Annotated in this window: 11 protein-coding genes, 1 tRNA gene and 1 other RNA gene; 6 read left to right on the plus strand and 7 right to left on the minus strand. The window is 43.3% G+C overall.

What is annotated here, in order from left to right; genetic code table 11:
• Positions 1-8 precede the first annotated feature (8 nt).
• Positions 9-227: a hypothetical protein gene (locus H6F41_RS11120; RefSeq protein WP_190403550.1), complete on the plus strand. Its 219-nt coding sequence runs from the start codon at positions 9-11 to the stop codon at positions 225-227.
• Positions 228-235: 8 nt separating this feature from the next.
• Here H6F41_RS11120 and H6F41_RS11125 read toward each other — a convergent pair whose 3' ends face one another.
• Positions 236-1,648, minus strand: coding sequence for a serine/threonine protein kinase (locus H6F41_RS11125; protein ID WP_190403551.1), 1,413 nt, complete (start codon positions 1,646-1,648; stop codon positions 236-238).
• A gap of 15 nt (positions 1,649-1,663) precedes the next feature.
• A complete protein-coding gene (gene aat, locus H6F41_RS11130) occupies positions 1,664-2,245 on the minus strand; it encodes a leucyl/phenylalanyl-tRNA--protein transferase (protein WP_190403552.1) in 582 nt (193 codons plus the stop codon).
• Positions 2,246-3,399: 1,154 nt separating this feature from the next.
• Here aat and H6F41_RS11135 point away from each other — a divergent pair.
• Together H6F41_RS11135 and H6F41_RS11140 are read left to right on the plus strand one after the other, a co-directional pair.
• Positions 3,400-4,452 carry an NADP(H)-dependent aldo-keto reductase gene (locus H6F41_RS11135; RefSeq protein ID WP_190403559.1) on the plus strand — a complete coding sequence of 351 codons (1,053 nt, stop codon included), beginning with the start codon at positions 3,400-3,402 and terminating at the stop codon, positions 4,450-4,452.
• A 70-nt stretch (positions 4,453-4,522) separates the two neighbouring features.
• The gene (locus H6F41_RS11140) at positions 4,523-6,328 is read left to right on the plus strand and encodes a phosphodiester glycosidase family protein (protein ID WP_242023021.1); all 1,806 of its coding nucleotides are present in this window, start codon (positions 4,523-4,525) and stop codon (positions 6,326-6,328) included.
• A 45-nt stretch (positions 6,329-6,373) separates the two neighbouring features.
• Here the strand turns inward: H6F41_RS11140 and hemH are convergent, their stop codons facing one another.
• The 3 genes from hemH to H6F41_RS11155 form a co-directional block, all read right to left on the minus strand.
• Complete coding sequence (hemH, locus tag H6F41_RS11145; protein WP_190403553.1) at positions 6,374-7,387, minus strand: ferrochelatase; 1,014 nt, start codon at positions 7,385-7,387, stop codon at positions 6,374-6,376.
• Positions 7,388-7,560: 173 nt separating this feature from the next.
• Positions 7,561-7,953 carry a response regulator gene (locus H6F41_RS11150; protein WP_190403554.1) on the minus strand — a complete coding sequence of 131 codons (393 nt, stop codon included), beginning with the start codon at positions 7,951-7,953 and terminating at the stop codon, positions 7,561-7,563.
• Positions 7,940-8,905 carry a DUF362 domain-containing protein gene (locus H6F41_RS11155; RefSeq protein WP_190403555.1) on the minus strand — a complete coding sequence of 322 codons (966 nt, stop codon included), beginning with the start codon at positions 8,903-8,905 and terminating at the stop codon, positions 7,940-7,942. The genes H6F41_RS11150 and H6F41_RS11155 overlap by 14 nt, the downstream gene beginning before the upstream one ends.
• Positions 8,906-9,080: 175 nt before the next feature.
• On the opposite strand from H6F41_RS11155, the gene H6F41_RS11160 reads away from it, so the two are divergent.
• The 3 genes from H6F41_RS11160 to H6F41_RS11170 all read left to right on the plus strand — a co-directional run bounded on the left by H6F41_RS11160 (position 9,081) and on the right by H6F41_RS11170 (position 10,176).
• A complete protein-coding gene (locus H6F41_RS11160; RefSeq protein ID WP_190403556.1) occupies positions 9,081-9,821 on the plus strand; it encodes a DUF554 domain-containing protein in 741 nt (246 codons plus the stop codon).
• A gap of 16 nt (positions 9,822-9,837) precedes the next feature.
• A non-coding RNA gene (gene ssrS, locus H6F41_RS11165) (6S RNA) lies at positions 9,838-10,025 on the plus strand.
• Between the two features lie 77 nt (positions 10,026-10,102).
• Positions 10,103-10,176, plus strand: a tRNA-Met gene (locus H6F41_RS11170).
• Positions 10,177-10,223: 47 nt separating this feature from the next.
• Here H6F41_RS11170 and H6F41_RS11175 read toward each other — a convergent pair.
• A complete protein-coding gene (locus H6F41_RS11175) occupies positions 10,224-10,502 on the minus strand; it encodes a hypothetical protein (protein ID WP_199288747.1) in 279 nt (92 codons plus the stop codon).
• Positions 10,503-10,528: 26 nt separating this feature from the next.
• Positions 10,529-11,941: a PP2C family protein-serine/threonine phosphatase gene (locus H6F41_RS11180; protein WP_190403557.1), complete on the minus strand. Its 1,413-nt coding sequence runs from the start codon at positions 11,939-11,941 to the stop codon at positions 10,529-10,531.
• Between the last annotated feature and the right edge of the window lie 332 nt (positions 11,942-12,273).

Here is a 12,273-nt window from a genome sequence, read left to right on the forward strand (position 1 = left end):
GAGAAGTCATGAATTGTCGATTTTGCAAAAATTATGATCCAGTCGGCAGAAATGGGGGACATTGCCACCTATTATCTGTGCCTGTGCAAGGGGGATGGGATGCTTGTAGCTGTTTTTTAACAAGGTTTCCCGAAAAATTGTTATCAGAAACGTTATTAGCCGCTAGCTTTAGTGTAGTCAATGTCGCCATCGTTGTTCAGGAATCTAAAACGAAAACCAAGGCTTGATGTCTAGATTAATGTCGTAATCTCCATGTTTCTAGAAAATCATTGAGTTCTTGCAATAGCCATTCCTTCTCAGGACGACTTAGCCCTGCACCGAATTTATGAGCAAAGATACCTTGATTTAGTCGCAGTTCCATCACAGGTTGATTATTGACTTCATAGGAGCTTTTTAGCTCAACTTGTCGCAAATCTTGAGTTTTTCCTTGAATGTGGCGCTTAACACCGAGGATATCCCAGTCAATGCTAAAGGTGTGATCGCTAATAATAATGCAGACTTTACCAAATACCGTCGATAGTCCTGCATAGGCAACGCCTACGCCAATGATCCAAAAAGGAATTGAGAATAGGGCAAAAACGCCTGCTCTGAGTGCCATTGATGTCCAAAAAATTAAAAAACCATTCCACATAATCGCAAAGATCAACAGACTCATCCCCTCAGAACTAAACCCTGCAGGTGGAATTTCCAGATGCAACATCGTTTCTGTCTTTTTTAAATCGATGCGGCTACCCAGTGGCTTAGCAATATATCTATTACTGCGATGTTGATTACTGTAGTCATTCGGAATCAACAGGCTTTGAATGTACCGATCGCTGAGTCTTGTTTCTGCTGATATTTCTGGGGTTTGTAAAACCCTGAGAGCCTGTCTGGCAGTACTAAAGCGATCTTCAAGGGCAGGCTCAATCATTTTATCGAGCCAATTGGCAAAGTGATTGGAGATGGTTACGGAGTCACGAAAACAAATTTTGAGTTTGACTTCAGGTAATTCCGCAGGCGATTGTCCTGTCAACAAAAATAAAATCGTTGCACCAAGGGCATAGAGATCAGTCGCAGGGACAGCTTTGCCGCGAAATTGTTCGGGTGGCATATATCCATAGGTTCCAACGACGGTGCTGCCGCCCACTTGAGTGTTGCGATAGGTGTCTTGCACTGCCCCAAAATCGACGAGGGCAATTTTGCGATCGCGACTCAAAATAAGATTATTGGGTTTAATATCACGATGGATAACGGGGGGCTTGAGTTCATGGAGATAGATCAATACTTCAAGCACTTGTTCGGCAATTCCTTGAATGTCCTCCTCGCTGCCATGCCAACCATTGGCAATTGCTTGGGCAAGAGATTGACCTTCGACCAATGCCTGAACAATATAAAAATCGCGATCGCGATCGCTGTCAATTTGAAAATAGTCTAAATATTTGGGAATCGCAGGATGGTCAAGTTGAGCCAGTACCTTCGCCTCTCTTTCAAATAGTTCTAGCACTTTCCAATCATTCATCCGCCGAAATGACAAAGCCTTGAGTGCCACTGCATCACCAGTTTTCTCATCAACTGCGGCATAGGTAATCCCCACTCCCCCTTGACCCAATAACCCTGTGATCCGATAACGCGCCTGTACAATTTCGCCAGTTTGCAGTAATTCCGTCACCAGATTTGTTTCACCTCATAAAAACACACAAGATTTGCTCAAGCCTTTTCTCAGTAGTGCTTGATAGCCATCGTCATCAATTTCAAATGCACCAAATCTCTCCAGATGCGGATTCATTAACTGAGCATCAAATAAAACATATCCTTGCGATCGCAAATGTTCTACTAATTTCACCATGGCAACTTTTGATCCATCGGGAATTTTAAAAAACATGGACTCGCCGATAAATACACCACGGATTGCGATCCCCAGAATACCGCCCGCCAATTGCTCGCCCTGCCATGTTTCAAAGCTATGCGCCCAACCAGCTTGATGTAAATCGCTATACAGTGACTTCATCTCTGTCGAAATCCATGTGGTTTCGCGATCGGCACATCCTGCCACCACTTGCTCAAAGGCTGTATCTATTTTCACCTCAAATCGATTTTGATTGAGTATCCTTTGCAAAGATTTAGGATAGCGAAAGCGCTGATCGAGAGGAATTAAAGTACGGCTGTTGGTGTAGTACCACTCAATTGGTTCACCATCATCCTCTGCCATTAAAAAATAACCTTGGCTATAGCCTTCAATAATGCTACGGATACTGAATCTTTCCACAAATATAGGGTCAACTCGCAAGTAGGTGTTTAAGTAATCGTAACTTAATCGAATTTTGCGATCGCTTAATAAATTTATATAGTTATTAACGAAGCTTCAAGATCTCAAACAGACTGATTTATGGCAATTAACTATCATTTAGCTGAGTTTTAACCAAATCGAATTACACTTGCTTTACCGCTATTGCTAAAACAAATGGCTTGCCCAAAGTAAGTAAATCTACTTAATCTGGACAAGCCATTTGCTTATATAAAATTGTTCTTAAATGGGTTTTAAAGGTCAGAATCTTTAAATGGGCTGATTCCGTTTCAATAATTTTATTCTCTAAGATAGAGGACAAAAGTTGGGATCGCTTAATGTTTTCTTTATAATTCACAGGCGTTAAACCTAACCAGTATTTGTACTTATCCACAAACTGTTGACTGGCAATGGTTTTGAGGATTATCAGCAAAAAAATGCAAAAAACAAAGTATTCAATCTGATTTTCTACTCATATTCACAACAAAAGTGATAACTAAAAGATATTTTGTCTATACTCAAAAAAAGTAAGTGACCTCTTTGACCTAGGTAAAATTACCGTTGGTTTTGAGAGATCACTCACTTTTTTAAGGGTTTTTATTAATTTGGTATTTAAATTCAGAACCTATAAATAAGCTGGTTCCGTTTGAATGACTCTATTTTGATCGAAATTTTGTCACTTTGGGGATCATTTAATACTTTCTTTACAGTTAATGATCAAATCTGTTGACCTAAGTATTTGTACTTATGGTTTAACACAATTAGGGGGTGATCCCATGGATGTTTATTTGCGCCTTAATCGCTCAATCTAGCTCTAATTTTCTGGCTTATTTTTGATAGTTGATTGGTTAATTGATCAGCCTTACAATATTAACTTTTGTATAAGTTTGTTTCTAATTGTCTCTACTATTCTTAACCGTTCTTAATATTAAAGCTTTCTTTAATTTGATTTGTCGAACATTCAGTCGTAAATATTGGTAACCCATATCTAAGCAACTAGGGGTAATTAAATATAAAAAACAGCCCGTGGAGCACGCGCGTGCTCCACGGGCTGTTTTTTCATTATGCCGAGCTACTTAAGTGTCAAACATCTATTTCCGTAGTATTGTTGTGTTTGCGGTATGTATATGTCGAATATGGAATATAAAAGACTTGGATCAAGTGACCTTTGGGTATCCGAAATTGCTTTAGGGACGATGACCTACGGTCAGCAAAATACGATCGCAGATGCCCATGCCCAACTCGATTTTGCGATCGCACAGGGGATCAACTTTATCGATACCGCCGAAATGTATCCTGTACCGCCCAATGCCAAGACTCAAGGACTAACGGAACAATATATTGGTGAATGGTTAGCACAACCACATATAAAGAGCCAACGCCAGAAATTAATTATTGCGACTAAAGTTATTGGCACAGGTAGAAATTACAAATGGTTGCGTGATGACTCAATCGCCGCCTTGAGTCGTAACAATATTTTGCAAGCGGTGGATGATAGCCTCAAACGTTTGCAAACTGATTATATCGATCTTTATCAAATCCATTGGCCCGATCGCAATGTGCCGATGTTCGGACAAGTAGATTTTGATCCTTCTCAAGAACGGCAGATGGTTTCCGTTGCTGAGCAACTAGAAACTTTTGCGGAGCTAATCCAAGTTGGGAAAATTCGCAACTTAGGGGTGAGCAACGAAACATCATGGGGTATTTGCGAATTTAGCCATACGGCAAAAGCCATGAACTTACCAAAAATTGTTTCCATTCAAAATGCTTACAATCTAATCAATCGCACCTTTGACAGCCATCTTGCCGAAGCTTGTTATCGCGAAGACGTGAGTCTGCTAGCCTATAGTCCGCTTGCCTTTGGTTACTTGTCTGGTAAATATATCCATAAATCACCAACTGATGTGCGGATGAATTTATTCCCTAACTTTGGTCAGCGCTATAAAAAAGTCAATGTAAAGGCAGCGACTACAGAATATATGGCGATCGCGAAAAAATATAATTTGTCGCTAGTGCAGATGGCATTAGCTTTTGTCCGCAGTCGTTGGTTTGTGGCTAGCACAATTATCGGGGCAACTAATATGGAACAACTCAAAGAAAATATCGACAGTGTTAACGTTCAGGTAAACGATGAAATGTTGTCAGAAATTAATAGCGTTCATGCGCGTTACTTCAATCCTGCCCCTTAAAGTTCAAAGTTATTCAAAGTTAAATAAAAGTTTTTGAATAGGACTGTAGTCAATGCTTAGCACCATCAAAATGACACCCCATAGAACTCTAATTTCTGCGATCGCAGCAGTAAGCTGTCAGTTTTTAGCGGTTAGTAGTGCGCCTTCGGTGACGATACCTGCTAGCGGTAACGTAATCCAATTAAATGGGCAGGTTTGGCCCGTGCCATGGATTAGGCGGGTTGAGCAAGGTCAGCAAAGCTTTTATGTGCCAGAAAAATGGCTCAATACTGGCTTAGGGGTACAAATGATGGATTCAGACAAAGCTGAGCGTCAGCGATTGCGGTGGTTTTCGGCTCCGATGTTTTCGCAGGTAGCATTTGATAGTACAGGGCGGTATCGTTATCTTGACCTCGCTCCTTTTGCCTCCCAGTGGCGGACAGAAATATCAGGAAATACCCTAAATATTTATACCCCTGACGCGACGATGCAAGCCATTCGCCGTGCTAAACAACCTTGGGGAGATCGACTTGTCCTTGATCTCGATCGTCCTACGCCTTGGCGAGTTACGCAGCAGGATAATCTGATCAGTATAGTAGTTTCGGCGGAGGTTGCCCCCAATTTGCCGATTGGTACAGATGCGATCTCAGGCAATCTCATTAAGTCAATTACAGTGCAACCGCAGGGAAAATTAACGCAAATTCAGATTCAAGTTAATGAAGCAATTAATCCTGCCATTGAAATGCTCAGTAGTCCTGCCCCAAAGTTGGTAATTGATTTGAGACGCGACTATTTACCACCCAATTTAACGGTGCAGTGGGCGGAAGGGATCAAACGCATTGAGAGAGTTGTAGAGATTCCAACTAAACAAAAAAATACTCAAGATCCCAAAACTATCAAGTTTTCAGTTACGGCTTTAGAAGTTGATCTGAAGTCACCAAGACTAAAATTACGTCCCATTTGGAGTAATCCCGATGGCTCACCCAATGGCATGTTGGGGTTATTGCCATTTCCGCAAATGGTGGATCAAGCTCAAGCTGTGGGCGCAATTAATGCTGGCTTTTTTAATCGAATTCGACGATTGCCCGTCGGTGCAATTCGTGAAGGGGGGCGTTGGCTATCGGGGACAGCCCTAGTGCGTGGAGCAATCGCGTGGGATGAGAAGGGAGAAATCATCATTGATCGATTAAGTTTCAAAGAGGAAATTAGCACCGCTAATCAAACAACGATTGCGCTGACTAATCTCAATAGTGGCTATGTGCAGAAAGGCATTGCTCGCTATACCCCCAACTGGGGAGCCTACTATTCACCACTCACGGAAAATGAGCTTTTATTGGTGGTGCAGGGCGATCGCGTAGTCGCTCAGTATCAAGGCGGTGCAGTTGGGGTGGGACAGCTTCCAATTCCCAACAATGGATACATCCTTGTGGCTAGACAAACCCCTGAAGCGGCGAAACAATTGCCTGTGGGGATGACGGTACGTGGTCGTCAAGCTTTTATCCCAACAAAGTTTTCCAGCTTTCCCAACTTGATTGGTGCAGGGCCCCTATTACTCAAAAATAGTAATCTCTCTCTAGATGGCAAACTAGAACAGTTTCAAGCGGGATTTGATACGCAGGCGGCTCCACGCAGCACGATTGCGACCACTAAGGAAAAAGGAAAATTGTTGCTAGCGACTGTGCAAGCTGTCCCGAGGGGAGTTGCGCCAAATTTGCTCCAAACGGCAGAAGTTTTGAAAAAGTTGGGGGCAGTGGATGCACTAAATCTCGATGGGGGTAGTTCTTCGGCATTGTCGTTGGGCGGCGATGTGCTGAACCGACCTGTTACCCAAATTGCGCCTGTCCATAATGCGATCGCAATTTTTATTAGTCCGCCACCTGCAAAGCCACAGTTTTAAAAATTGCCAGACCAAATCAAAAAGGGCGCTCAGCGCCCTTTTTGATTAAGCTACAATTGCCGCCGCTTTGGGCGTACCCAGTGATTCCATGATCAGTTCAGCGAGATCATTAATAAATATGGGATGACTATTTAATGCAGGAACACGATCAAAATTGTGAATCCCTGCTTCCTCAGCAACTTCACGATATTCGATGTCAATTTCTTGCAAAGTCTCAATATGTTCAGAAACAAAGCTAATCGGCACAACTAACAGATCATTAACACCACGCTTAGCAAGATTCTTGATCGCTTCTTCGGTGTAGGGTTGTAGCCATTCCACGGGGCCGACTCGACTCTGATAGGCGAGAGTGTGGGCATTGTAGCGTTGATGGTCACGGCGCAATGCCTTCATGATGCCATCGACGCAGTTTTCCATCTCAGATTGATAGGGGTCACCGTACTTAGTGACATATTTTACGGGTACACCATGGGCGCTAAAGAAAATATGTACGTTGTCAGGCTCGGCAAAATCTTGTAACTTCGCATCGATCAATTCATTCATGGCCCGAATGTACCCACTACGATCGTACCAAGAGTTAATGGTGATGCGCTCAATTGCCTGCAACTCAGGATCTTGCTCCCAAATTGCGTCTAGTTGCTTGATGCTAGAGCCACTGGTGCTAATGGAGTATTGCGGATATAGCGGCAACACCACCAGACGAGTGATGCCATCTTGTTTAATTTTTGCGATCGCTTCTTCGGTATAGGGATGCCAATAGCGCATTCCCACATACACCTTGGCATCTACGCCATGGCGTTGTAAAACATTCTCGATGTTTTCGCCCTGCTCCTCCGTAATTTGCCGCAAAGGTGAGCCACCACCAATCATTCGGTAATTTTCTTGGCTAATCGGAGCGCGACTCGCAGCAATCAGTGAAGCAATCGGCTTTTGTAAAAAGGGAATGGGGAGGCGAATAATTTCTGGATCAGCGAACAGGTTATACAAGAAAAGGTAGACATCTTCTAACTTTTCAGGGCCTCCTAAATTTAATAGCAACACTCCAACGCGACCAGACATAAAACAATTTCCTAAATTTTGTAGATTTTATAAATTCAATGAATGAGATAAATGAAACGAAGCTTGTATTAAATTATGAAGTTTTAAAACTTTATTTAAATATTAGTCTAAGTTATCTGGCGGCTGTCGTGTTAACAAAAGAGGAGTGTCGCGCTGCGACACTCCTCTTCATATCACTGGGTTTGCTTGTCCAGCCATTGCTGGACACAGGCTTCTAGTAAATCAATATCTAAAGGCTTTGTCAGATAATCATCACAACCCGATGCGAGGGCTGCTTCTTTATCCCCCTTCATTGCATGGGCAGTGACCGCCACGATCGGAATCTTGGCAGTGCGATCGCAGGCTTTAAGCTGCCTTGCCACCTCCCAGCCATCGATTTCTGGTAGCGATAAATCCAGCAGAATCAAATCAGGATAGTTAGTCTCAAGCCAATCTAAGGCGGCTTGACCATCTTGAATGCAAGTGACGCGATAGCCTGAATCTTGAAACACCTGTTCCACTAAAACTTGATTATCAGGTGCATCTTCGACCACTAAGATTAGCGGTGGGCTTTTAAATGCGGGCATAGGTGCTGAGAGGTTCTTTGATGAACTTGATATAGAGATGTTTAAAAGTAGAGCGTAAAACTCTGGGCATTCCAAAGTCGATCGCCATCATGGTTTCGGGGAGTTTCCAGTCTGGGCTATGCAATTTTGCGATCGCATCGCCGACGATTTCCACTGCGTCTAGATCACTACATAATCCCATACGGATGGCAGCCGCAACCGTTGGCACATCTTGGGGCTGTACGCCAAGGATCTCCACCATAACCCGATCGAGGGCAAATACATCACAAGAAGCTGCCAAAATTCCTAAATCTTTTGGTTCGCCAGCACTTGGTCCATTACCCTCATGTCCGACAATACCGTCAAGAATTGTCAGTTCAGGATTAATAGTTCTAGCGGTCTCAATTAGCATTTGTGCGAATCTCTCGACATCTTTGCCAGCTTCCATATGCCACCAAGCCTTCATTTTACCGGGGACACAGCCAAATAAATTCTTCACACCGAGGGTTAGCGTTAGTTGCATGTGCGACTTCACCTTTGGCAAATTAATCACCACATCGGCATCCATGGCTTCTTTACTAAGGCGCAAATGTTGTAGTTCGCCTTCGCCCTCAGTTTCATAGCGTCTGCCATGGAACTCAATGATCGGCAATCCCAATTCTTCGGCGAGGGGCAACAAGCCATTTGCCTTAGTGATGCCCTTAGCACTACCAAAGGCTGGACTATCTCCTAAAAATGGTTTACCACCAGCATCCTGAACCATTTTGGCAACGCAATAGATTAGCTCAGGACGAGTGGTACATTCTTTGGTGGGACGTGCGCCCGTCAGTAAATTGGGCTTGAGAAGAACGCGATCGCCTGCTTTGACGATACTGGACATACCTCCTAGGGGTGCAAGCACTAACTCAAGTGATTGCATTAGGGCTGTAGTTTCATAGCTAGAAGTATGTAGAAGACTGACGATTGGTTTCATGAATATTTCTAGAAGGTGGTAGGTCAGCGAATTACTTAAAAATATAGCCTAGTAAGTCCTAGGTATAATTAAAACCCAAAGCTAAAACCTTTGCCGCACACACAGCGCGTGCAGCAAAGGTTTTAGGTTTTTATATTGCGCCCAGCTACTTACAGTCTTTGGAAATGAGAATTAAATGCTAGATTTTTGGACAAAAACCAGTGGGACATGGATTAATATTTTTGCGATCGCAGTTGGCACATGCTTAGGACTAGTTCTGCGTGGTCGATTTCTTTCGCAGGTTTTACCCATCCTCAAACAAGCCATTGGGCTAATTACCATTTTTGTCAGCATTAATATGGCAAACAGCTTACTTAAGGTCAAAGCTGGCGATGTCGATGGTGTAATTTTAGCGCTGATTTCCCTAATCCTTGGCGGCGTAAGTGGCGAATTAGGACAGATTGAGCAGCGTTTAGAAACCATTGGCGATTGGTTAAAAAATCAATTTAAGGGTAAAGGAAAATTCACTGAAGGATTTGTCGCTGCTAGCCTTTTGTTTTGCATTGGACCAATGGCAATTATTGGCAGCCTCAACAATGGACTCAGAGGTGATGACAATTTATTAGCGCTCAAGTCGTCTCTAGATGGATTTATTTCGATCGTATTTGCTAGTACCTATGGCATCGGCGTTGGCTTCTCTGCCTTACCTGTAGCTTTGTACCAAGGCAGCCTATCGCTTCTGGCTGGCACAATGGCTCAAAGTTTGCCTGATCCTGCTAATGCCCCATCAGTTTTAATCATTACAGGTGTAGGTGGATTAATGCTATTGGGACTAGGTTTAAATTTATTGGAATTAGCTAAGGTCAGAGTTGCCTCATTTTTACCTGCACTGGCGATCGCACCCTTGATTTACTGGCTCGCCGATAGCTTCAAGTAATGTATACTTTTACTAAGCTCCTCTGTGGCGTGCGTGACTACCGATAATGTGTCTTGATCGATAATCGTTTTTAAGGAGTCTTCGCAGTCTTCGCCGCAGTATACCAGACTTGCTTCTGGGAACTTTAAGTTAGGCGTAGCGCTTCGGCTCCACCTGGTTTTACCGGGTCAAACAACTGAGGTAAGACGGCGTTGCGGAGGGGTCAAACACAAAATTTTAAAAAACTTTTGCATAATGCTTGCAATTGCTGCAAACCATGTTATATTAGTTAAGCAGAACGACGCGGGGTAGAGCAGCCTGGTAGCTCGTCGGGCTCATAACCCGAAGGTCGATGGTTCAAATCCGTCCCCCGCCATTAAACGAAAAAAAGACCCAGACATTTAGTTCGGGTCTTTTTTGTTTTTAGGCATTGGTAATGCTTCGGAAAAAGTATCCAACCACAACGCCAATCATCAGCGCCCAAACCTGTCCAGATTTGATAAAGTTATTCCATCCTCTGCCTAAATCTCCCGCTACGTCTTGCTTAAACTGTTGGGCTAGCAAATCCATATTGATGTACTGATGCAGATCAGCAATATTGAGAGATGAATCTATAGAGAAGCTGCCATTTAAATTAATTACCGATGGCGAAAGTGATGATAGATCAGTGCTAGTGAGAAGATTTTGAGCAAAATCAAGCATATTTTTTTAGGATTGAGTTTTCAGGGTTAAATCAATTTGCGGGAAACTTGTTCCAAAGATTTATCCAAAGATTTATCTTTTATGCACAAAACCACTAGGGTCATGTCATCAGTATGAGTATGCCCTTCTCCAATAAAGTTTTGCACTTCTTGGAAAATATAGTCAAGAATCATCTGTGGGCGGGTGACATCGTTAGACAGTGGAAAACAGCTCTGACATGCCCAATCTAAAGCTTTACGCAGATTTTCTTCGTCAAAGCGATCGCCTTCGGGACTAGCTGCCTCCGTGAATCCATCGGTGTAATAGATCACTACATCTCCCACCTCTAGACGAGTGCTACGTTCCTCATATTTAGAGCCAGCATCTAAACCAATCAATGCGCCCATTGTGTCGAGGGCATGGACAGATTTAGTCTTAGCTCGCCAATGTAATGCGGGTGTATGGGCAGCGTTACTAAAAGATAAAATCTGCGTTTTAGGGTCATATTCTGAGTAGAACATGGTCACAAAACGATGGGATTTTTCTAAATCTTCGTACATCACTTCGTTGAGGTGTTCGAGGATTTTACTGGGAGAGTGGCTATTTAAGACTTCGGCACGCAACATGCCGCGCGTCATCGTCATAATTAATCCCGCAGGCACACCTTTACCCATAACATCGCCGACTACAAAGCTCCAGCGATCGCCCTTTTGCATGGGAATAAAGTCGTAATAGTCGCCACCAACTCGACTAGCAGTGCAACATCTAGCCGAGATCTCGATGCCTTGAATCTTAGGACAACTACGCGGTAATAGTTGCCGTTGAATTTCCGCGCCGATCTCCATTTCCCGATCTTGGCGCTCTTTTTTGATTAATTCTGTGGTGAGTTCATGATTATCTAGCCCCACAGAAGTTTGGTCAGCGACCAAACGCATCAATGTCCGCTTATTGTCTGTCCATTCATAATCAGGTTTGCGGCTGAATATATACAGACGACCACGCACTGAATTTTTGACTAATACTGATGTCCCAAACAGGTGTACATCTGCACCTAAGTAGCGACTGACCATCTCATCAAGAGCCGCAGGACTACCTGTTAAAACCTGTTGAATTGCCCGTTCGATCGCAGTTCTTACCTGTTGCGCTTTCATGCCGCCTTTATTTCGCTCAGGGCAATGCAATGACTCTAGGCGCATCTGCCCACTCGCTTTAAATAAAATTAGCGCACCGCCATCGGAGTCGGTCACCCGACTGGCTACGAGGGGGATTAATTCTAAAAATTGGTTGAGATTACTAAAGCTGCGAAGAGCGTAACCCAAAAAGCTAAGTAGCTCATGGATTTTATTGTGATCTTGACTCATCCGTCTGAGAAGATCTTTGAGATCTTTCATCACCATGACTTGACTGTTGTCTAGGTCTGGTGAGAGTGATCTGTTTCTAGGTGGCAATGATAGCGACATACCAATGCTGCAACTCTAGGTAATATTTTGGAAATCGAATTTAGTCAAACAGTGTAGCCTTAGTTGGACAAAAAATATGACTAATTTTTGAGGATTTTGAAGATTAAAGATTTCAACTAAGTAACTGGGCGCAATTAAATATAAAACCATAAAACCTGTAGCGCACGCTGCGCGTGCGCCACAGGTTTCAGCTCTGGGTTTTAATTATGCCTAGCTACTTACTTTTATTGGTTTCACATCAGTATAATTTTGATGATTTTTGCTGTATAGCAAAAAAAGAGTTAGCTAGTACCAACCCAAGAGGCGAGTGGCGGCGCAAAGCGCCGCCACTC

Origin of the sequence: Pseudanabaena mucicola FACHB-723 (assembly GCF_014696385.1) — a bacterium.
GTDB lineage: Bacteria > Cyanobacteriota > Cyanobacteriia > Pseudanabaenales > Pseudanabaenaceae > Pseudanabaena.

What these genes read in the sequence shown, in the direction of transcription:
- H6F41_RS11160 (WP_190403556.1), top strand. Translation starts at nt 9,081, where the DNA reads ATGCTAGATTTTTGGACAAAAACCAGTGGGACATGGATTAATATTTTT.
- H6F41_RS11140 (WP_242023021.1), top strand. Translation starts at nt 4,523, where the DNA reads ATGACACCCCATAGAACTCTAATTTCTGCGATCGCAGCAGTAAGCTGT.
- H6F41_RS11175 (WP_199288747.1), bottom strand. Translation starts at nt 10,502, where the DNA reads ATGCTTGATTTTGCTCAAAATCTTCTCACTAGCACTGATCTATCATCA.
- H6F41_RS11135 (WP_190403559.1), top strand. Translation starts at nt 3,400, where the DNA reads ATGGAATATAAAAGACTTGGATCAAGTGACCTTTGGGTATCCGAAATT.
- H6F41_RS11180 (WP_190403557.1), bottom strand. Translation starts at nt 11,941, where the DNA reads ATGTCGCTATCATTGCCACCTAGAAACAGATCACTCTCACCAGACCTA.
- H6F41_RS11120 (WP_190403550.1), top strand. Translation starts at nt 9, where the DNA reads ATGAATTGTCGATTTTGCAAAAATTATGATCCAGTCGGCAGAAATGGG.
- hemH (WP_190403553.1), bottom strand. Translation starts at nt 7,387, where the DNA reads ATGTCTGGTCGCGTTGGAGTGTTGCTATTAAATTTAGGAGGCCCTGAA.
- H6F41_RS11155 (WP_190403555.1), bottom strand. Translation starts at nt 8,905, where the DNA reads ATGAAACCAATCGTCAGTCTTCTACATACTTCTAGCTATGAAACTACA.
- H6F41_RS11150 (WP_190403554.1), bottom strand. Translation starts at nt 7,953, where the DNA reads ATGCCCGCATTTAAAAGCCCACCGCTAATCTTAGTGGTCGAAGATGCA.